Source organism: Mucilaginibacter sp. JRF (assembly GCF_015223065.1).
In the GTDB taxonomy this organism is placed as follows: Bacteria; Bacteroidota; Bacteroidia; order Sphingobacteriales; family Sphingobacteriaceae; genus Mucilaginibacter.
In genome coordinates, this window is record NZ_JADFBY010000001.1 from 269,013 (window position 1) to 290,351 (window position 21,339).

General features: G+C 44.8%; 21 protein-coding genes. 14 read left to right on the forward strand and 7 right to left on the reverse strand.

What is annotated here, in order from left to right; all coding sequences use genetic code 11:
* Positions 1-34 precede the first annotated feature (34 nt).
* On the forward strand, positions 35-691 hold the full coding sequence (locus tag IM792_RS01115) for a protein-L-isoaspartate(D-aspartate) O-methyltransferase (protein ID WP_194099838.1): 657 nt from the start codon (positions 35-37) through the stop codon (positions 689-691).
* 82 nt (positions 692-773) lie between these two features.
* Here the strand turns inward: IM792_RS01115 and smpB are convergent, their stop codons facing one another.
* Both smpB and IM792_RS01125 read right to left on the reverse strand, forming a co-directional pair.
* A complete protein-coding gene (gene smpB, locus IM792_RS01120) occupies positions 774-1,226 on the reverse strand; it encodes an SsrA-binding protein SmpB (protein ID WP_194099839.1) in 453 nt (150 codons plus the stop codon).
* A 27-nt stretch (positions 1,227-1,253) separates the two neighbouring features.
* Complete coding sequence (locus tag IM792_RS01125) at positions 1,254-3,158, reverse strand: Nramp family divalent metal transporter (protein WP_194099840.1); 1,905 nt, start codon at positions 3,156-3,158, stop codon at positions 1,254-1,256.
* 200 nt (positions 3,159-3,358) lie between these two features.
* Between IM792_RS01125 and IM792_RS01130 the strand changes: the two genes are divergently transcribed.
* Positions 3,359-3,829 carry an Lrp/AsnC family transcriptional regulator gene (locus tag IM792_RS01130; RefSeq protein ID WP_194099841.1) on the forward strand — a complete coding sequence of 157 codons (471 nt, stop codon included), beginning with the start codon at positions 3,359-3,361 and terminating at the stop codon, positions 3,827-3,829.
* A gap of 79 nt (positions 3,830-3,908) precedes the next feature.
* On the opposite strand, the gene IM792_RS01135 is transcribed toward IM792_RS01130, so the two are convergent.
* Both IM792_RS01135 and IM792_RS01140 read right to left on the reverse strand, forming a co-directional pair.
* Positions 3,909-4,658: a copper homeostasis protein CutC gene (locus IM792_RS01135; RefSeq protein ID WP_194099842.1), complete on the reverse strand. Its 750-nt coding sequence runs from the start codon at positions 4,656-4,658 to the stop codon at positions 3,909-3,911.
* Positions 4,659-4,695: 37 nt separating this feature from the next.
* A complete protein-coding gene (locus IM792_RS01140; protein ID WP_194099843.1) occupies positions 4,696-5,712 on the reverse strand; it encodes a N(4)-(beta-N-acetylglucosaminyl)-L-asparaginase in 1,017 nt (338 codons plus the stop codon).
* Positions 5,713-5,848: 136 nt separating this feature from the next.
* Between IM792_RS01140 and IM792_RS01145 the strand changes: the two genes are divergently transcribed.
* On the forward strand, positions 5,849-6,787 hold the full coding sequence (locus tag IM792_RS01145) for a YafY family protein (protein WP_194099844.1): 939 nt from the start codon (positions 5,849-5,851) through the stop codon (positions 6,785-6,787).
* 116 nt (positions 6,788-6,903) lie between these two features.
* Positions 6,904-7,326 carry an SRPBCC family protein gene (locus tag IM792_RS01150; protein WP_194099845.1) on the forward strand — a complete coding sequence of 141 codons (423 nt, stop codon included), beginning with the start codon at positions 6,904-6,906 and terminating at the stop codon, positions 7,324-7,326.
* Position 7,327: 1 nt separating this feature from the next.
* On the opposite strand, the gene IM792_RS01155 is transcribed toward IM792_RS01150, so the two are convergent.
* Together IM792_RS01155 and IM792_RS01160 are read right to left on the reverse strand one after the other, a co-directional pair.
* The gene (locus IM792_RS01155; RefSeq protein WP_194099846.1) at positions 7,328-8,671 is read right to left on the reverse strand and encodes a dihydroorotase; all 1,344 of its coding nucleotides are present in this window, start codon (positions 8,669-8,671) and stop codon (positions 7,328-7,330) included.
* A 175-nt stretch (positions 8,672-8,846) separates the two neighbouring features.
* Positions 8,847-9,425: an NUDIX hydrolase gene (locus IM792_RS01160; protein WP_194099847.1), complete on the reverse strand. Its 579-nt coding sequence runs from the start codon at positions 9,423-9,425 to the stop codon at positions 8,847-8,849.
* Positions 9,426-9,565: 140 nt separating this feature from the next.
* On the opposite strand from IM792_RS01160, the gene IM792_RS01165 reads away from it, so the two are divergent.
* The 8 genes from IM792_RS01165 (at position 9,566) to IM792_RS01200 (ending at position 18,885) form a co-directional block, all read left to right on the forward strand.
* Positions 9,566-10,906, forward strand: coding sequence for a DEAD/DEAH box helicase (locus IM792_RS01165; protein WP_194099848.1), 1,341 nt, complete (start codon positions 9,566-9,568; stop codon positions 10,904-10,906).
* A gap of 6 nt (positions 10,907-10,912) precedes the next feature.
* Complete coding sequence (locus IM792_RS01170) at positions 10,913-11,179, forward strand: hypothetical protein (protein ID WP_194099849.1); 267 nt, start codon at positions 10,913-10,915, stop codon at positions 11,177-11,179.
* An 8-nt stretch (positions 11,180-11,187) separates the two neighbouring features.
* On the forward strand, positions 11,188-11,517 hold the full coding sequence (gene gldC, locus IM792_RS01175; RefSeq protein WP_194099850.1) for a gliding motility protein GldC: 330 nt from the start codon (positions 11,188-11,190) through the stop codon (positions 11,515-11,517).
* 11 nt (positions 11,518-11,528) lie between these two features.
* Entirely contained in the window at positions 11,529-11,957 is a 429-nt protein-coding gene (locus tag IM792_RS01180; RefSeq protein WP_194099851.1) for a hypothetical protein, read from the forward strand.
* 100 nt (positions 11,958-12,057) lie between these two features.
* A complete protein-coding gene (locus tag IM792_RS01185; protein WP_194099852.1) occupies positions 12,058-15,504 on the forward strand; it encodes a response regulator in 3,447 nt (1,148 codons plus the stop codon).
* Between the two features lie 3 nt (positions 15,505-15,507).
* The gene (locus IM792_RS01190) at positions 15,508-16,338 is read left to right on the forward strand and encodes a protein-glutamate O-methyltransferase CheR (RefSeq protein WP_194099853.1); all 831 of its coding nucleotides are present in this window, start codon (positions 15,508-15,510) and stop codon (positions 16,336-16,338) included.
* A 10-nt stretch (positions 16,339-16,348) separates the two neighbouring features.
* Positions 16,349-16,915 (forward strand): chemotaxis protein CheB, encoded by a 567-nt coding sequence (locus IM792_RS01195; RefSeq protein WP_194099854.1) that lies wholly within the window; start codon positions 16,349-16,351, stop codon positions 16,913-16,915.
* Between the two features lie 26 nt (positions 16,916-16,941).
* A complete protein-coding gene (locus IM792_RS01200; RefSeq protein WP_194099855.1) occupies positions 16,942-18,885 on the forward strand; it encodes a response regulator in 1,944 nt (647 codons plus the stop codon).
* Here IM792_RS01200 and IM792_RS01205 read toward each other — a convergent pair.
* Positions 18,869-19,357, reverse strand: a complete 489-nt coding sequence (locus IM792_RS01205) for a methylated-DNA--[protein]-cysteine S-methyltransferase (RefSeq protein ID WP_194099856.1) — start codon at positions 19,355-19,357, stop codon at positions 18,869-18,871. The genes IM792_RS01200 and IM792_RS01205 overlap by 17 nt on opposite strands.
* A gap of 74 nt (positions 19,358-19,431) precedes the next feature.
* Between IM792_RS01205 and IM792_RS01210 the strand changes: the two genes are divergently transcribed.
* Both IM792_RS01210 and IM792_RS01215 read left to right on the forward strand, forming a co-directional pair.
* On the forward strand, positions 19,432-20,115 hold the full coding sequence (locus tag IM792_RS01210) for a heme exporter protein CcmB (protein WP_194099857.1): 684 nt from the start codon (positions 19,432-19,434) through the stop codon (positions 20,113-20,115).
* Positions 20,103-21,305 carry a carboxypeptidase-like regulatory domain-containing protein gene (locus IM792_RS01215; protein WP_194099858.1) on the forward strand — a complete coding sequence of 401 codons (1,203 nt, stop codon included), beginning with the start codon at positions 20,103-20,105 and terminating at the stop codon, positions 21,303-21,305. The genes IM792_RS01210 and IM792_RS01215 overlap by 13 nt, the downstream gene beginning before the upstream one ends.
* Positions 21,306-21,339 lie beyond the last annotated feature (34 nt).

A 21,339-nucleotide genomic window follows, 5' to 3' on the forward strand; every position in this document is an offset into this window, starting at 1 on the left:
TAACCCCACACTTTTTAGCTAACTTTGGCATCAAATGGCCTACAAGAGTATTGATAACTATCGTGAAAAGGGTGCGCGCAAGCGGTTGATAGAACTTTTAAAAAAGAAGGGCATTGAAGACGAAAATGTGCTGAATGCCATGTGGGAGGTTCCCCGTCATTTCTTTTTCGACGAAACCTTTTGGAACCAGGCCTACAAGGATATCGCCTTCCCGATAGGTGAGGGGCAAACCATATCGCAGCCTTATACGGTTGCCTATCAAAGTCAGCTGCTGCACATTCATAAGGGCGATAAGGTGCTTGAAATTGGCACCGGCAGCGGTTACCAAACCTGTATATTATTAAAGCTTGGCGCTAAGGTTTACACGATTGAACGCCAGCAGGCCCTGTACGAACGTACGGTTGACGGACTTACACGCTTGGGTTACAAACCCAACTTTTTTTTAGGCGATGGCTCAAAGGGCATACCCGAACAGGCCCCATACGATAAAATTATAGTGACCGCAGGCGCGCCAACCGTGCCTGATGTATTGCTGCAACAACTCAAAATAGGCGGCATATTAGTGATCCCCGTAGGCGATGAAAACTCGCAGCAAATGGTTACCATCCTAAAAGTTGGCGAACACGATTACGAAAAAGTAGTACTTGATACCTTTAGGTTTGTGCCCCTGGTGGGAGATAAGGCTTGGTAGGAGCCCCCAGCCCCTAAAGGGGAGTAGCAAATCTATTCTATAACATTCAAAAAGTTTCCCCTTTAGGGGACGGAAGGGGCGGTTACTGCTTCATTACCCTATCCAGTTCGCGTTTGCTGTCGCGCTCTTTCATGGTTTCGCGTTTGTCGAAGTCTTTTTTACCTTGGGCAAGGGCTATCTCCAGCTTGGCAAAACCACGTTCGCTGATGAATAAGGCCAGCGGTATTATGGTAAAGCCTCTTTCTTCGCCTTTGGTAAGTAGTTTCTTTAATTCCTTTTTATTTAGCAGCAACACACGGTCGCGCTTAGCTTCGTGATTGTAGAACGAACCGAACGAATACTCCGATATATGCAGATTACGCACGTATAGCTGCCCGTTAATAAAACTGCAAAAGGCATCGTTAATATTGGCTTTGCCCTGGCGAATTGATTTTATTTCGGTACCCAGCAGTTGAATACCGGCTACATACTTATCCAGTATGTGGTATTCAAAGTAGGCCTTTTTGTTTTTTATGTAGATTTTATCCTGACTCATGATCCTAAACGGGTGCAAATATGCAAATTATTTTGCTTGAGGCTTAACAACCAGCACCGGAACATTTACCATGTGCCTTACGGTGTTCACCGTTGTGCCGAAGATCAGATCCTTCAATACCCGGTGCCCGTGCGATCCCATCACCATAAAATCAATACCCTGATCGTTCACTATCTTGGCGATAGCCTTTGCCGGTATGCCGTAACCAATTTGGCCATGTGCATCATATCCCATTGTTTTAAGGTCATCAACATACATGTCCAGGTTCTTTACGTCACTTTGTGTTTCACGGTCCATTACCTCAGTTTCATGATAGCGGGCAGCGGCGGTTTCAACCACGTGTATCAGCGTGTAAGTTGCACCCTTGCCGCCCTGCATAATGGCATGGCGTATGGAGTTACGATCATTCGCGCTAAAATCAATGGTGATGGCAATAGTTTTATAAAGTATAGGGCTAATATCGCCAATGGCGGTGGCCTCGCCGTGCGGTACACGGGTAGGGCGTTCCTTTAACCTGAACAGCAGGGGCCTGATGAATATATAAATAAGCAAAGCGCCCACAGCTATCACCAGCGGTACAACAATGGCGTATATCTCTACACGGGCATTTGGGTAGCCGCTTATCCAATCGTTTATTTGGTCGATAACCAGCTTTACATTCAAGCCAACTATCAGCACAGCGCTTATCCAGGCGGCTATTTTAGCGATAGGGCCAATGGCGAAGCCATGCATCTTAGTTTTGTCTGACGTAAAGTGTATCAGCGGAATAATAGCGAAACCCAGCTGCAAACTCAATACCACCTGGCTTAATATCAGCAGGTCGCTTAGTGCATTCTCACCAAAATAAAGTATGGTAAACACTGCCGGTAATATGGCCAGCAGGCGGGTAAGCAAACGGCGCATCCAGGGCTCAATACGCAGGTTAATGTGCCCTTCCATAATGATCTGTCCGGCCAACGTACCTGTAACCGTTGAGCTTTGTCCGGATGCTATCAACGCCACCGCGAACAACACCGGGGCTATTTTACCAAATATATGTTCAAGCAGTTTGTAGGCATCCTGTATCTCGGCAACCTCAAAATACCCGTTCTTGAAAAATGCTCCGGCAGCAAGTATCAATATGGCGGCGTTCACCAAAAAGGCGAGGTTAAGGGCTATCACCGTATCAAACATGTTGAATTTCAGCGCAGCCTTAATACCATCCTTATTGCGGGTTATTTTACGGGTTTGTACTAAGGATGAATGCAGATATAAATTATGCGGCATCACCGTAGCGCCAATAATACCAATGGCTATGTAAAGCATTTTATGGCTCACGGCATCATCCTTAAACAAATTATTCGGGATAAAGCCTTTGGCTATCTCTACCACATCGGGCTTAACAATAAACATCTCTGTAAGGAATGCCAGCCCGATCACTGATATCATGGAAACTATAAAGGCTTCCAGTTTGCGCATGCCTTTGTTCATTAAAAAAAGCAGCAGCACGGTATCGGTTATGGTGAGTAGCACGCCCCATATCATGGGCAGATCAAACAACAGGTTAAGACCAATGGCCATACCGATTATCTCCGCCAGATCACAAGCCACAATGGCTATTTGCGCTAAAATGTAAAGGCAAAAATTAACAAAGCGGGGATAAGCATTTTTTGAGGCCTGCGCCAGATCGAGCCCGCGAACGATACCCAAACGCGCGCTTAATGATTGTAGTAGTAAAGCTATTAAGTTTGAGGCCAGCAGTACCCAAATTAAACGGTAACCAAAGGCGCTACCACCGGCAATATCAGTTGCCCAGTTGCCCGGGTCCATATAGCCAACGCTTACCAGGTAGGCGGGGCCTAAAAAAGCGAATATCTTTCGCCAGCCTGTTCTGTGTTCAGTATTTACCGTTCCGTGTACATTGCTTAATGATTCGCTGTGCCTGGCATCCATAATTAAATTTTGTGGCTCCCGTATCTTTTTCGCTTTTGTAAACGTTAAACAAAAGCTGATGTTTTTAATAAGTATATTTTCTCAAATCTAATAAAAAAAATTAGATAAGACTAAAAATGCAATAAAATATACTTTTGAATGACTGCGCGTTATAAAAATATTATTTTGCTAATATTTTTATAGTATATATTTGTAGCACCATGGCCGCCGAATTAGATAAAATAGATCTTCAGATATTAAAGATATTACAGGAGAACGGTAGAATTACCAATCTTCAGCTTTCAAACGAGATAGGGCTTTCGCCCGCGCCTACATTAGAGCGTGTGCGCAAACTCGAAAACTCGCACTACATCAAAAGCTATCATGCTTTGGTTGATGAGGAAAAGCTTGGCCTTGGTATAAAAACCTTTATACAGGTATCGCTCGATTTTCATAAGAGCAACACCATACAGGTGTTTTTAGAGGAAATTAAAAGCATTAAGGAAGTAACCGAATGCCACCACGTAACCGGCCAGTGCGACTTTTTGCTGAAGGTTTACGTGCGCGACATCAAATCGTACGAGCAATTGATCATGGAAAAAATTAGCCGCATAGGTGTGGTTAAAACATTCCATACCATGATGATCATGTCAACGAATAAAAAGGAACCTATTATTCCGTTGGAATATTAGGAGTAGAGATTTGTGGGTGGAGGTTAGAGATCAGTGAGTGCTAATTACCAATCACTAACCTCTAATCTCTAATTTCTAATTACTGATCCTGGTTCGCTGCTTCCAATATATTCTTCACCCTGTCGGCGCTGGTAAGTATCACACTGAATTCATCGGCATCTTTGCTGCCCATTAGTATATGCTCATTATGGTAGAGCATTTCACTGTTCACTTTGGCTTTGGCGGTTGAGTGTACTTCTTTTGCCCCGGTAAACCGTACAATATCGTTAACGTTGTTTTCATCAACACCGCAGCCCGGCATAATGCTTATGCGCCCCGCGGCTTGTTGTACCAGGCTGGCTATTACACTGGCCCCCTCAATGGCGGTAGTTTTACCGCCCGATGTTAGCACACGTTCGCAACCTATCTCAATAATATCCTCAAGAGCCTTATAAATATCATTGGCCATATCAATAGCCCGGTGAAAGGTTACACCCAGGCCCCATTGCTTGGCAATATCAACCAGTTCCTTACAACGAGGCTTATCAACATGCCCGTTAGGGGTGAGCATGCCTATTACCACACCATCGCAGCCAGCCTCAACGCAATGGCGTATGTCGGCCTTCATGATCTCGAATTCCAGATCGTTATACAAAAAATCGCCGCCCCTCGGACGGATCAATATATAAATTTTAATATGGAGCAGCTTTCGGGCTAACAAAATTTGGCCGGCAGAGGGCGTAGTACCGCCATCGCTTAAATTGTCGCACAGTTCAACACGTACCGCGCCGCCATCCTGGGCCGCCACTGCCGAAACAGTGGAGTTGGCGCAAACTTCAAGTGATATCATTAGGGTTTCGCTTAACTATAAATGTACTATAAAATAATCACTTGTTATTAGTACTTGGGTAGTAATATTTACCTTGAATAAGTTTGTCCTGCTGCTCATTATCGCAAACGGCAAAGCTAAAGCCATCCTGTAGCGCGTAAGCGCCGTATTCGCCTTTTTTGTTGATGGCCAAAAAGCCTACCTGTATCTCTTTCGCGGTATCAGGTTTCTTTTTTACGATGCGCATCACGGCCTCTTTGCAAGCTGCCTCGGGCGAGTAGCCCTGGCGCATTAGTTCAACCACCAAAAAGCTGCCCACATTTCGTATCACCTCCTCGCCAACACCGGTTGATGTAGCGCCGCCAACCTCGTTATCAACATATAGGCCCGCGCCTATAATAGGGCTATCGCCAACCCGGCCGTGCATTTTAAAGGCCATGCCGCTGGTAGTACAAGCGCCCGATATATTGCCGTCGGCATCAATGGCAAGCATACCAATGGTATCGTGGTTGTATTGGTTGCCCGGTTTTTTGCTGTTCTCAATATTCATAACCGGCTTGTACTGTTTTTTTACAAGCCATTTTTTCCATTCTTTTTCTGATTCGGCAGTAAGCAGTTTTTCCTTTTTTAAACCCTGCTCCACCGCGAATTGCGTAGCACCCTCGCCAACCAGCATTACGTGCGGAGTTTTTTCCATCACCATGCGCGCTACCGATATAGGGTGAGCTATGTACTCCATAGCCGCTACCGAGCCGCAATTGCCTTTCTCGTCCATTATACAAGCGTCAAGCGTAACGTGGCCGTCGCGGTCGGGATAACCGGCACGGCCAACGGTATGGTTTGTCAAATCTGCTTCCGGAATTTTTACGCCCGCCTCAACAGCATCAAGAGAGCGGCCGCCCTTGCCTAAAATGGTCCAGGCCTCTTTGTTGGCGGCAATGCCAAAGTCCCAGGTTGATATAACTACAGGTAATTTTGGCGCAACGCTGCTTAATGGTTTAGCTAAAGTTGTTGATATTGAGGCGCAAGCGGCACCTGCTGACGATAGTTTAATGAATTTTCGGCGAGATAACATGGCTGAATATAGTTAAAATAAGTTAGAGCGAACTTACTGCTAACAAATGTAAGCGATTTTTTACGCTGTATAATTGTTGGTAAAAAGCAGCGGTTAACGGTGCATTGGCCAAGGCTTTTTATTTAATTTCGGTGCGATGAACCGTATCGACCGTATATCAGCCATATTGATCCAGTTACAATCGCGCAGGGTGGTAAAAGCTGCCGACATTGCCGAGCGTTTCGGCATCAGCCTGCGTACGGTTTACCGTGATGTTAAAACGCTTGAAGAAGCAGGCGTGCCATTAATGGGCGAGGCCGGAGTAGGCTACTCCATTATGGACGGCTACCGCCTGCCGCCTGTAATGTTTACCAAAGAGGAAGCCACAGCCTTTTTAACCGCCGAAAAATTCATTGAAAAACTGACGGATAACTCTACCACAAGTTATCACCGCTCGGCAATGGATAAGATACGCGCCATATTACGCACCGCCGAAAAGAATACGTTGGAGGATCTGGATGGAAGCATTGCCGTACTCAAAAGCCACAGCCAGCGCCGGGCTAATAATCAGGATCATATACAAACCATACTGAGTGCCATAGGGCAAAAGCGGGTATTAAAGCTTGATTATTTTGCCATGCACAGCCAACAGCAAACCAGCCGAATGGTTGAGCCTGTTGGTATTTATTACCTGGATAGTTACTGGCACCTGATAGCCTATTGCCGTATGCGCAGCGATTACCGCGATTTTAGGCTCGACCGTATAAAAGGTATAAATATTACTGATGATGAATATTCAGACCAACACCCGGCCCTGAAAGATTATATTGACCAAACCGCCCGCGAGCATAAACTGGAAACGGTGATTATGCGGGTGAAAAAAAAGACGTACCATTATCTCACCAATCAAAAATACTACAACGGTTTCGTATCCGAAGTGGAGGTTGGCGATGAGTGGGAGATGACTTTCCTGACTACATCGATAGAAGGCTTTGCCCGCTGGTTCATGATGTTTGGCGATCTGGCAACTATTATAACGCCCGATGTTTTGAACGAGCGTATTCAGGAGATCGCCTCGGCTATCGTCAAAAAATAATTTTTTCGGGATTTAATGTTGCTGCTGACATAGGGTTGTCACCCGGTGGATGTTTTTTTGCACAAAACAATATTTCAACTGTTATAAAATATCACACCAAGAGTACACCCATCATCATGACAGACATTACACTAACCACCACCGTAGATTTTACAGCCTCAAAAGATAAAGTTTGGCAAGGGCTAACCGATCCTGCATTAATAAAGCAATACTTTTTCGGCACCCAACTTATTACCGACTGGACTATCGGCAGCCCCATCATCTGGACAGGGGAGTGGGACGGCGTTGTTTATAAAGACAAAGGTACCGTATTGGAGGTTATCCCCAACGAGTTGGTGAAGTATAGCTATTGGAGCAGCATGTCGGGTACGGAAGATGTGCCCGAGAATTACCAGGTAGTTAGCTATCGGCTGGATGATAACAACGGAGGTACGCACTTAACCATTACGCAGGAAAATATTGCCGACGAAGGTAAAAAAGAACACTCCGAACATAACTGGCAAGCCCTGATGGCCGAGCTTAAAAAGCTGATAGAATAAATTAAGCCTGCGGATTAAACGCCATGCGCTGACCGGATAGGTGGTGATTAACAAAATGACCATTATCCCAAACCAGGTTACCTGATACTATAGTGTTCACCACGCTCGACTTAAAGGTAGTTCCCTCAAAAGGGCTCCAGCCGCATTGGTATAATATGTTATCTTTTTCAACCTGCCACGGCTTGTTCAGGTCAACCAAAACCATATCGGCCCAGTAGCCTTCGCGCAAAAAGCCGCGCCTGTCAATACGGAAACAGGTGGCCACATTGTGCGCCATTTTTTCTGTTATTTGTTCAAGTGTTATCTTACCCTGATGGTAAAGCTCAAGCATTGCCGTTAAGGCATGCTGCACCAACGGCCCGCCTGATGGGGCTTGCAGGTAAGGTTGAGCTTTCTCCTCAATGGTATGCGGGGCGTGGTCGGTAGCTATTACGTCAATACGGCCATCCAATACCGCTTTAAGGATGCCTTCACGGTCGGCGGCGGTTTTAACGGCGGGGTTCCATTTTATCAGGTTGCCCTTTGTTTCATAATCAGCATCGCTAAACCACATATGGTGTATACAGGCTTCGGCTGTAATCTTTTTATCCGCAAGCGGGATGTTGTTATCAAAAAGGCGGGTTTCTTTCTCAGTAGATATATGCAGAATATGCAGCCTGGTACCGTGTTTCTTAGCCAGCTCAACCGCCAGTGATGATGACAAATAGCAAGCCTCGGCACTACGAATTATAGGGTGTAATGCTATGGGTATGTTTTCGCCCAGCGTCATTTTATAATGGTTGAGGTTATGCCTAATGGTAGCCTCATCCTCGCAATGCGTAGCTATCAGCATCGGCGAGTTGGTAAATATATTTTCGAGCGTGGTACGGTTATCAACCAACATATTACCTGTTGATGAACCCATGAATACCTTGATACCGCAGACGTTACGGGCATCGGTACGCAAAACCTCATCCAGATTATCATTGCTGGCACCCATAAAAAACGAGTAGTTTGCTAATGAGCTGTTGTTGGCGATGGCATACTTATCGGCCAATAATTCCTGCGTAAGCGTATTCGGCACTGTATTGGGCATCTCCATAAATGAGGTAATGCCACCCGCTACCGCCGCCCGCGATTCCGAAAAAATATTGGCTTTATGCGTCAACCCCGGCTCGCGAAAATGCACCTGATCGTCAATACAGCCGGGCAGCAAATGCAATCCTTCGGCATTGATCTCGGTATCGGCCTTAGCATCAATACTTGTATCAATGCGCTCAATAAAGCCGTCTTTTATCAATATATCGCCATTGAATTGCTTATTCTCATTAACAATGGTCGCCGCTTTTATCAGGATAGATGCCATGCGGCAAAGATATTAAAACCAAGCCTAAATTCTTACTTCTCCTAAATCCTCGTTGAGAGGGAGGACTTTAAACTACTTAGTGAAACCCCTCCCTGCCCTCCCCAAGGAGGGAATTAAAAATACCTATCACGTAACAATTCCCTCCCTTGGGAGGGCAGGGAGGGGGTTTCGCAAACTATACCCTCAACCCAAAAACATCCGGATACGCCAACGCTGCTTTCAAAATAAAGTTCAGCGAATCAGTAACCCAAATATCACCATCGATGGCTTTGTGCAAAACCTCGGGGGCGGGGAGGGTGAGGACCTCTATATCCTCGGTAGAATCAAGCTTTTGTTGGGAGTTGAATTCGGCATCAAACAAAATAAAGCCGTAGGTTATTTGTTTTAGTTTGGTGGGGTTGTTGGCTATTTTGCCCAATGATATCAGCTGATCGGCGGTAGCTTTGATGCCGGTTTCTTCTTCCAGTTCGTTCAGTGCTGATTCGATGATGCTTTTGTTTTTTTGCTGCATGCCGCCGGGCAGCTCAAGCAATATCTGGCCGAGGGCGTGTTTGTACTGGCGAACCAATACTACCTCGTTGTTTTTGGTGATGGCTAATACCTGCGCTACATCGCCAAGTGGCGAAAAATAATAATCATCAACCACGCTGCCGTTGGTTAACTGTACGCTGTGTTTCAATATCGGGAACCAGGGGCTGGGCGATACATCCTGCTCGCTCAATAGTTTCCAGGGTTTTATTTCTTTATCGGTCATGTTTTAATTGCTCAGACTGAAAATTTCCCTAAAATATCAAAATACCGATGAACAAACGGCCTTTTATCATTATACCATCAAATAGCTGCCGGGCAATATACAGGTAAGCGCACCTTGAAAGAAAAAACTATCTTTGCGCCATGGCAGAAACGTTTGATGATTTTAAGTTTAACCGGCAAATACTAAATGCCATTGCCGATGCCGGTTATGAGCAGCCTACGCCCATACAGCAAAAGGCTATTCCGCCCATTGCCAATGGGCAGGATGTAATGGGTATTGCCCAAACCGGAACAGGTAAAACGGCTGCCTATGTGCTGCCCATCATCATGAAGCTGAAATATGCTCAGGGTGAAGACCCGCGCGCGCTGATCATAGCGCCTACCCGCGAGCTGGCCTTACAGATAGAGGAGAATGTTAGAACCTTTGCCACTTATACTGATTTACGGGTGGTTGTGCTTTATGGCGGCTTAGGCCCCAAAACGCAAATAGAAAATATAAACAAGGGCGTTGATATTATTGTGGCCACACCGGGCCGCTTTATGGATATTTACCTGGCAGGCCATATTGTTACCAAGGGCTTACAGGTTTTGGTGTTGGATGAAGCCGATAAAATGATGGATATGGGCTTTATGCCGCAGCTTAACCGCATTTTAGAGGTAGTGCCGCGCAAAAGGCAAAACCTGCTATTCTCGGCCACCATGTCCGACAAGGTGCACCAGCTATCGGCCAACTTTTTGGAGCATCCAACCGTGGTTGAGGTTACGCCGCAGGCCACACCGGCAGCAACGGTTAACCAAAAGCTGTACTATGTGCCCAACCTCAAAACCAAAATAAACCTGCTTAAAAAATTACTGGAGGAGGACGGCGAGATCACCAAGTTGATCATCTTCTGCAAAACACGTACTTCGGCCGAGGGGGTGTTCAGGTTTTTGTCGAGAAAATATAGCGAGAATGAGGTGAGGGTGTTGCATGCCAATAAAGGGCAAAACACACGCATTAATTCTATCAATGCTTTCCGTGCCGATGAGGTGAAGATACTGGTAGCTACTGATGTGGCAGCCCGTGGTATTGATGTGAACGATGTAAGCCACGTGATAAACTTTGATGTGCCGATAGTTATTGAGGATTATGTGCACCGTATAGGCCGTACCGGCCGTGCTTACCAATCGGGCGAGGCTATTACGTTTTGCAATCCGGCAGAAGAATATTATATCCGCAAGGCGGAGAAACTGATCAGGCAGCAAATACCTGTGCTGGCTATCCCGACAGATGTATTTGTGGAGGAAACGCCGTACGAGGAGCGCCAGGATCAGGCCAAGGAGATCGATATGCAGAAGCGTCGTGAAAACCCTGATTTTAAGGGGGCTTTCCACGAGAAAAAAACGTTGAACCAGAAAAAGAAATTCGAGGCCGAAAAGGCAAAGCGCAATCCGCGGGTAGCCAAAAAATTAAGCACCAAACGATCTTCAAAAAGAAAATAAACACTGATGAAATTCAGGATAACACCTTTAAACATCGCTTCGGCGTTTTTAATTGTGCTTGCGGGCTATATATGGATATTTGGCGCAAGCATAACTGGCAGCCAGTACGAAAACTGGAGCGGTACCATTGTATGGATATTTTTACTGTTCGCCTTCGTGATCGCCTTTCTGGATATTACCTTCCGCAACTTTTTTAAGGAAACCCGCACGCTATGGACTATTGAACTTAGCTTTATAGCGCTGATTATTATACTGTTACTACTTGTTAAATAAATATAAAAATGAAAAAAGCCGAAATAAAACTGACTATTGAACTTGATGATAATAACGTACCTGAGAACATCCTTTGGGAGTCGACCGATTCAACCAATAAGGAGGCGCTTCCGGTAAAATCAATGATGCTGGCCCTGTGGGATCAAAGCTTTAAAAACACCCTGCGTATTGACCTTTGGACCAAGGATATGCCGGTTGACGAAATGAAACGCTTTTTCTACGAAACCCTGCAAACCATGGGCGATAGCTTTTTGCGTGCCACAGGGGAAACCAACATTGTTGAAGATTTGCGCGATTACTGTGCCCACTTTGCCGATAAAATGGAAATAACCCGATAGAAAATTAATTTATGCGTATCCCCTCATTACTTTCGCTTATTGGTTTTATAATGGTGATAGCGGCCACCTATTGCCCCATGCTGCGCCCGTTCGGTCTGTTTAGCATGAATGTTTATGATATGAACAAACCCTTCGGTATGGTCATCTTGATCGTGGCGGTGATTGGTATGATAGGCGTGGTGTTCAATCAGCTTAAAATTGCCCGCTTAGCCGCATGGACTATCGTGGCCCTTGCAGCCTTGCTGTACCTGGGGGCTTACTTAAAGGTGCACACCTCGTTTGATTTTTTGCACATGAATAAAACGGCCGCTTATTTAACCTCAAAAATTAAATTTAAATGGGGTTGGTATGTGTTGTTCACCGGCGCGGTGTTGTGCTTGTCGATACTATTTTCAAAGAAGCAGGTTGTTGTAAAATCTGCCGACGCGGTTGTTTCGTAATCAATATAATTTGATTGTTTGCATTAACCTTTTTTGCAGGTTTTGCGTATAATAGCAGTCAACTTTTTTTAAACATATTTGCAGTAAATAAAACCTTTCAATGGTAAAACTTACTTTTCGTACGCAGGTACTTATCGGCTTCGCGGTTTCATTTATTTTACTTGTTGTAGTATCAATAATGTCATACAATAGTATCAACCGTTTAGAGGATGATACCGTAAGTGTTGATCATACGCAAAAGGTTATTAAAACGAGCACCGGTCTTTTACAATTCATTGTAGATGGCGAAACCGGCGTGCGCGGTTATTGTGCTACAGGCAAAAAGCAATTCCTTGATCCTTACAATGTTTCTGTACCCAAAGTACGTAAAAGCTTGTACGATCTTAGTGATTTGTTGGTGGATAATCCTGGGCAATTACGTAGGGTTGATACTTTAAATAAGCTTGTTACATCGCAGCTGACCATTATGGCCAACAATATTCAAACCCGCGATACGCAGGGTTTAGATTATATGGTAGCCAAAGACTTGTTGCTTAATGGCAAGCTTAACATGGATCAGATACGCAAAGTAGTGGCTGATATGGTTAGCACTGAAAATGGTTTGCTTGACATACGTAAAAAAGCTTCTATAGCTTCATCAAATCAGGCCATAAGCATTATCATTGCCGGTTCGGTTGTTTTCCTGATCATACTTGTGGTACTGTTTTACTACATACAAGGCACATTTAACCGCCAAAAGAAAATTGAGCAGGACATCAGCGAAGCCAATGTACAATTGGAAAAAGTACTGCGCGAAAACGAAGCCAAGAATTGGCAGCTTACCGGCATTGCCCAGCTGAACGAAAAAATGCAGGGTCAGCAAAGCGAAAAGGAACTTGCTGTAAACGTTATTAACGAGTTGTGTAATTATACCCAGGCGTTAACAGGTACTTTCTACCTGCTTAATGAGGCTGATGACAGGCTTGATCTCTACGGCTCTTACGCGTTCCATAACCCGGATATGCTGAAGAAATCTATCCGCCTGTCAGAGGGTGTGTTGGGGCAGGTTGCAGTTGAGCAAAAAGCCAAACTAATTAATGGTAAGCTTAATAACAAACTTGAGTTATCATCATCAATAGTGGCTGATGAGCTTGTTGATAGCTTTGTTCTGCCTTTCTTTTACGATAAAAAACTGAAGGGTATAATTGAACTGGCTTACCAGGGCGATATGCACGAGGCTGTTCGCGATTATTTGCTTACAGTTACCAATGATGTAGGTATTGCCGTAAATACAGCCCAGGCGCGCACCATAATGCACGACTTGTTTGAGGAAACTCAACAACAAGCCGAAGAACTGGAAGCGCAACAAGAGGAAATGCGCGTTACTAACGAGGAGTTGCTCAACAAAACCGAAATGCTGCAGGCATCAGAGGAGGAGTTGCGTGTACAACAGGAAGAATTGCGCACCATCAATGCCGAACTGGAAGAAAAAGCCAGCTTGCTTGAAGAAAAGAACCAGGCTATTGAGGAGGCCCGCCAGGCCATCAACATTAAGGTTGAAGAACTGGAAACTACCGGCAAATACAAATCGGAGTTTTTGGCTAACATGAGCCATGAGCTGCGTACGCCGTTAAACAGTATCCTGGTGTTGGCGCGTATCCTGAAAGATAATAAATCAGAAAACCTGAGCGAGGATCAGCTTAAATACGCCAGCGTTATATTCAACGCCGGTAATGATCTGTTAACGCTGATCAATGATATTCTCGATCTGTCGAAAATAGAATCGGGCAAGCTCGAAATGCAGAACGAGCATGTTAAGGTGGCCGACATACTGAAGGATATGGAGATGATGTTTGGCGAGGTAGCTGTTAATAAAAAGATAAGCTACACTACCAACAGCACGGCCAACATACCAAAAACCATATTTACCGATAAGGTACGTGTTGAGCAGATCATTAAAAATCTGCTATCAAACGCGTTCAAGTTCACGCCGGAGAATGGCAGCATCATGATCAATGCTACGGGTAATACCTTAGAGCAAACCATCAGCTTCCATATTAAGGATACCGGTATAGGCATCCCTGCCGATAAGCAGAAACTTATTTTCGAGGCATTCCAGCAGGCTGATGGTTCAACCAGTCGCAAATACGGTGGTACAGGTTTGGGCTTGTCTATCAGTCGTGAGCTTGCAGCGTTACTTGGTGGTAAAATATCGCTGCAAAGCGAGCCGGGCCAGGGTAGTGAGTTTACGCTTACCATTCCGTTTGAGGTTGCGCAAACCGCTGCTACCGAGGAGGAAGTACTGCCAACCGTTGAAACCTTTACGCCGCCGAAGGAGTTTTTGAAACCTGCCGCGCAGATCGCTAAAAAACCGAATGTTGAGCCACTGGTAGTAATAGTAGAGGACGATAAGAACTTTGCCGATATATTGAAGGATTACTCGCGCGATCATGGTTATAAATCAATCATGGTGAATGAGGGTACCAATGCCTTTAATATCATCAAGGAAAATCAACCCGATGCCGTAATACTGGATATTATGCTGCCGGGTAAGGATGGCTGGCAAATACTACGCGAGCTTAAGCACGACGAGGAAACCATGCACATCCCCGTGCACCTGATGTCGGCCGGTGAGGCTGCCGCTAACCGCGTTCGCCGCGAGGGTGCCATCAGCTTCCTGAAAAAGCCTATTGATACCAACGCGCTCGATAAGCTGTTTACAGATATTATGCAGCAAAGCGGCTCTAAATTCAAGCAAATATTACTTGTTGAGGATCACCAGGCGCAAAGCCAGGCCTTAAAGGATATGATGGAGGCGCAAGGCATTGAAGTTGATCAGGCTTTTGATGGCGAATCGGCCTTTAGAATGTTGCACGAGAACGAGTACCAATGCGTGATACTTGACTTGAACCTGCCTGATATTTCAGGCCTCGACCTGTTAGATAAGATCAAAGCGGTTGATAAATTCCTGGAATTGCCTGTTATCATCAACACGGCTATGGAGCTGGATAAAACATCAGTTACACGATTGATGCAATATGCCAATGCCATGGTTATCAAAACCAACAAATCGTCGGATAGGTTGATAGATGAGGTAAACCTGTTCCTGAACAAGATATCTGAATCATCAAAGACCGAAACGGAGAGCGGCACCGCGCCGAAGGCCAAATCAATATCAAAAGGTAAGGATATCATCAAAAATAAAAAGATACTTATTGTTGATGACGATATGCGTAACATATTTGCCTTGAGCAGCGCGCTGCAAAGCTATGATATGAACGTGGAGATAGCCAATGATGGCGAAGAAGCACTTACCAAATTGGACGAAGTGCCTGATATTGATATGGTGCTGATGGACATCATGATGCCTAAAATGGATGGCTATGAGGCAACCCGCCAGATACGTAAACAAAACAAATGGGCCAAGTTGCCTGTAATTGCTTTAACAGCCAAGGCGATGAAGGATGATCGTGAGAAGTGTATTGCCGCGGGAGCTAACGACTATATTACCAAACCGGTTGATATGGACAGATTGATATCCCTGATGCAACTATGGCTCGAAAGCTAAAATATGAAGGTACAGTTGAGTGGAATAGCGCCCGAGGAATTAAGTGAACTGATCAGCCTGGTAAAGGGTGTGCATGGGTTTGATTTCAGCGACTATGGTAAGGCATCGCTTACCAGGCGGGTAAGCCGGATAATGAGCCTTAAAAAGCTCTCGTTTTATGATCTGAAACACCGTTTGGTGAATGAGGATGGCTTTTTTCAGCATTTTTTGGAAGAAGTTACGGTTAACGTTACCGAGATGTTTCGTGATCCTAATTTTTACCGCTCGGTTAATGAATTGGTTATACCATACCTGTCAACCTATCAGCATGTAAAAATATGGACGGCGGGATGCTCGTCGGGCGAGGAGGTGTACTCACTGGCTATACTGTTGCGCGAGGCCGGTATAAAGCATAAATGTTTTATTTACGGCACCGATATAAATACCGAGGTGTTAAAGGAAGCACGCAAGGGAATTTATAGTTTCAGAAAGATAAAGAGCTACGCCGAGAATTATGTGATGGCGTCCTTGAAAGGATCATTAACTGATCATTTTACGGTAATGTATGATGCCGCCACCATACACAGCGAGTTAAAGCAGGATACGTTGTTTTCGGTGCATAACCTGGTGTCTGACGGTGTTTTTAATGAATTTCAGCTGATTACCTGCCGTAATGTGTTCATCTATTTTGATAATGCCTTGCAGGAACGTATACTTGACCTGTTTTACAACAGCCTGGCACCACACGGGTTTTTGTGCCTGGGTTCAAAAGAAACTATACGTTCAGAAACGTTCAGGAAGAAATTTAAAGTGATAAACGGCAAAGAAAACATATACCAGAAAATTGGCACTTGATCCGCAAATATTGAAACGTTGGCAAGCAGCAGATATAGTGCTGATTGGTGGCTCGGCGGGTTCGTTCAAGCTATTCTTTTCGGTAGTTAAAAATATTAATGCCGATATTAATAAGACAATTATACTGGTGATGCACCGTAAAAAGAACTTTTTTAGTGAAATAGAAAAACTCTTTGCCGAGCACTCTCGTATATACTTAAAGGAAATTGCAGACAAAGACGAGCTAAAAAAAAACACCATATATATAGCTCCTGCAAATTACCACACATTAATTGAGAAAGAAGGGTATTTTAGCCTTGATGTTTCAGAGCCTGTATGGTATTCTAAACCCTCAATTGATGTAACTTTTGAAAGCGCCGCCGAGGTGTTCAACGGGCGATGTGCCGCGATACTGCTTTCGGGCGCCAACCAGGATGGTGCCGAGGGTTTGCTGAAATTGCGGCAAAGTGGTTCGCTTACCATAGCCCAGGACCCACAAGAGGCCGAAATGGCAGAGATGCCCCGCTCGGCCATTGATATGGATGCCGCAGAATTTATTCTAAAGACAGAAGATATTATACATTTAATACGAACTTAGCCACAAATTCCTCTTACACAATTAGCATGACCCCTGTTAATATCCTTATTGTTGACGATAGAGAAGAAAATATTGTAGCGCTCGAAGCTTTGCTTAAGCGCGACGATATTAAGATACACTCGACCACTTCACCCAACGAGGCGCTGAAGATTGCCTGGGATAATGCTATTGCCATTGCCCTGGTTGACGTGCAGATGCCCGAAATGGATGGCTTTGAACTGGTGGAAATGCTAAAATCAAACCCTCGTACCCGCGATATTATGGTAATATTTGTTACCGCGATATCAAAGGAGGCTAAATATGTGGTAAAAGGTTTAGGTGCAGGCGCGGTTGATTATTTATATAAACCACTCGATCCGTATATAACATCAGCCAAGGTTGATTCATTTATACAGCTGGCTCGCTCGCAGGAGGAGATCAAGCTTAAGAATGAGGAATTGCAAAACTACGCTACCGTAGTAAAAAACTCTGCCGATATTATTTGTACCGTAGAGGCGCAAACCCTACGTATAATGAGCATGAACCCTGCCGCCGAGCAGATTTTGGGCTTTAAACCGGCTGAACTTATTGATACCAGCATAGTTGACAGGGTAATTGAAAATGACCAATCGGCATTTCGCCAAAAACTGGCCGAGGTGATCAAGGACAGGCTTACCTACGCCGTATTTGAATTCCAGTTTGAAACATTTAATAAGAACGTTATTTGGGGAGAGTGCCGGGCATCATACCGCAACAAAATGCTTTTCCTGAACATTAATGATGTTTCGCCGCAAAAGAGTTACCAGCAGCAGCTAATCAAATCAAAGGAAGCTGCCGAGATGGGCAAAAAGATAAAGGAGAACTTTTTGGCTAACATGAGCCATGAGTTACGTACACCTATTAACGGTATATTAGGTATAACCAACCTGTTGCGCAAAACCGAAGTGAATGAGCAGCAGATCAACATGCTTAATTTGCTCGAGGTGTCGTCACAATCATTATTAGGTGTGGTGAATGATGTGCTCGATATATCAAAAATAGAGGCAGGTAAATTCAGCATTATACGTGCCCCTAACAATCTGCACGAAATAGTAAAATCAGTATACGGCTTGCTTAAGTTTAAGGCCGATGAAAAAAATATCGAGTTTGAATTTGATATGGCGCCTGATGTGCCCGAGCATATCATGGCCGATTCGCTTCGCCTTAACCAAATACTGATGAACCTGCTAAGTAACGCCATTAAGTTTACCGAGCGTGGCTTTGTAAGGCTAAGTGTTAAGGTGCTCGAAAAAACATCAACCAAATCAAAAATTGAGTTTTGTATAGCCGATAGCGGTATAGGTATCGCGGCTAATCACCTTTCAAAAATATTCGATTCGTTTGAGCAGGCCGAGGATGATACCTCGATCAAGTTTGGTGGTACGGGCCTTGGCCTGGCCATTGTTAAAAAGCTTGCCGAATTGAAAGGCGGTGAGTTACAGGTGAGCAGCAAGGTAGGCGAGGGTAGCGAGTTCAAGTTCATTAACTGGTACACGCTAACCGAAATGCCGAAAGAAAAGCAGGTACGCCGCCCTGCGGAAAACTTGTTGCCTTTTGAGAATGTGAGCATATTGGTTGCTGAGGATAACATGGTGAACCAGTTTATGATCAGCAAATTGCTGAAGGATTGGAACGTAAGCGCCGATGTGGTTGATAATGGCCGTAAGGTGCTTGATAAGCTAAAGCAAGGCGATTACGATATGATACTGATGGATACGCACATGCCCGAAATGGACGGCTACCAGGCGGCAAAAGCTATCAGGATGGATTTTGAAGGGCCAAAACGCTCAATCCCGATCATATCACTATCAGCCGCCACGCTTGATTATGAGCAGAAGGAAGCGCTTGCCGCGGGTATGGATGATGTATTGTCAAAACCATTTCAGCCGTACCAATTGCACGAAAAGATAAGTAAGCTGTTAAAGAAAAGCCCGGCTAAAAAGCCAGTTTAGTTTGCCCGGTACCGGCAATGCGGGCCTCGTGCTCAAGCAACCATTGCTTGCGCCATAGTCCGCCGGCATAACCGGTTAAGCTACCATCCGAACCAATAACACGGTGGCAGGGTACTACTATCCATAAATTATTCTTCCCGTTTGCTGACGCGATCGCGCGTATGGCAAGCGGGTTTTTCATTTGATTTGATAGCGAAGCATAGCTGGTAGTGGTACCATAGGGTATCTCTAACAATTGCTCCCATACCTTTTGCTGAAACTCGGTACCCGCCTGTTTAATCGGGAAATCAAAATCCTTCCTATTACCTGCAAAGTATTCATCAAACTGTGTGGCCACGGTTTTAAGTAACTCGGTTTCGGGTTCATTGATCTCCAATTCCTCATCACGAATAGATATGGCGCTGATAAAACCATCATCATCAGTAATACGGGCAACGCCCAGTGGTGTGCGGTAAAATAAATTCACAGGCATAATTGTAAAGTTAGGGCTTTTAAAAATAGCCGCAAAAGCAAATCACAAACCCACGCTTATTATATTTGCAGCCAATGGAACTTATTAACCAAACGCTTACCCTGTTAAAAAAGGAGATATTGCTAGAGTGGCGATCAAAATACGCGTTTAACGGCGTGCTGCTGTATGTGGTATCAACAGTGTTTGTTTGTTATATAGCCTTTAACCTGAGCGCCGGTTTTACAGGCAGCAGCGGCTACCCCATAGTATGGAATGTGCTGTTCTGGATCATCATGCTTTTTGCATCAGTAAATGCCATAGCCAAAAGCTTTGTGCAAGAGAGCAGGGGGCGCTTGCTGTATTACTATTCCATTGCCAGTCCGCAGGCAATTATCCTGTCAAAAATAATCTATAACATGCTGCTAATGGCGCTGCTAAGCACGCTGGCTATTTTAGTTTACGTGGTGTTCTTTAAAAACGTGGTGGGCGATCCTTTGCTGTACTTTGCATCGGTAATAATTGGCAGCATTAGTTTCTCGACCGTTTTTACAATGATATCGGCCATTGCCTCAAAAGCGGGCAATAATGGTACGCTGATGGCCATACTAAGTTTCCCGGTCATTATCCCGGTGATATTAATATTGGTGCGGTTCAGTAAAAACGCTATGGATGGGTTGGATCGTAGTTTGAATTATGGGCACATAGGCGCATTGGCCGCCATTAACGCAATAGTTATCGCAACATCACTGTTGTTATTTCCCTATTTATGGCGCGATTAAAGTATTTTACCACATACCTCACCATTATTTTATTGATCGGGTTTTGCGGCTCTGCATTAGCTCAGGATGGCACCATTACCGGTAAAATAACCACTGCGGGTGGCAAACAACCTATGGCAAAGGCCAGTGTGTTTTTAAACAACGCCACCTTTGGCACCACCTCTGCCGATGATGGTACCTTTACGCTGCGTGGTGTAAAGCCGGGCCAATACCAGTTAGTTATAACAAGTGTAGGCTATCAGGAGGAAGTGCAAACCATTATGGTGAGCAATAAAACACTTACCGTAAATATCGATCTGCGCCAAAAATCAATGATGCTGCGCGAGGTGGTCATCATGACGGATGCCGACTGGAAAAAGAACTACGAGATATTTAAGGAGGACTTTATCGGCACATCCGAAAATTCAAAGAAATGCTACGTGGTTAACCCGAGGGTGGTAAGCCTATCATACAAAAGCTCAAAAAAGCTGTTAGAGGCTTATACTGATGAGTTTTTGGTGGTAGAGAACCGTGCATTGGGTTATCGTGTTAAATACATGATCAATGATTTTAAGACCGATAAGCTGAACGGCATCGTATCATACGAGGGTAGGGCATTGTTTGAGCAATTGCCCGGCAGCGAATCGCAAAAGCAAAAATGGAGAGATAAGCGTAAGGAAGCTTACTATGGTTCGGCCAAGCACTTCTTCCGTTCGGTTTATGCTGATACTTATGAGGAGGATGGTTTCATAGTTAAGCCTTTTATGCGTGAACTAAATCCTGCCCGTGCGCCTGAAGAACTGATACAACGCAAAATAAAGCAGTTCAGAACTACCAACCGCGATTCGGCGAATTATTGGATCAACATGGTTAACATGCCCAAGTTTTACCACGAGGTGCTGGGCAAAGAGGCATTTAAACGCAATCAATTCTTTTTCAAGACGGATGATCCGGGTGTTTTTGGTATGGGGGTGAACAAGTATTTGCTGTACGTTATCTACACCAAAAAACACGAAGAAACTAATTTTAGGGATCTGTACCGCCCGCTGGATATGGAGAATTTTGAAACCAGTGTGATGACATTCTCAAAACCGGTATTGTATTTTGATATGAACGGCCGTGTTTTGCAGGACCCACCCATGCTGGAGGGCACGTGGTCAAAAGCCAAACTGGCCGAACTACTGCCGCTGGATTATATGCCGGGCGATTAATCCGCCCCAAATTTACCGTAAACCGACAAGGCAA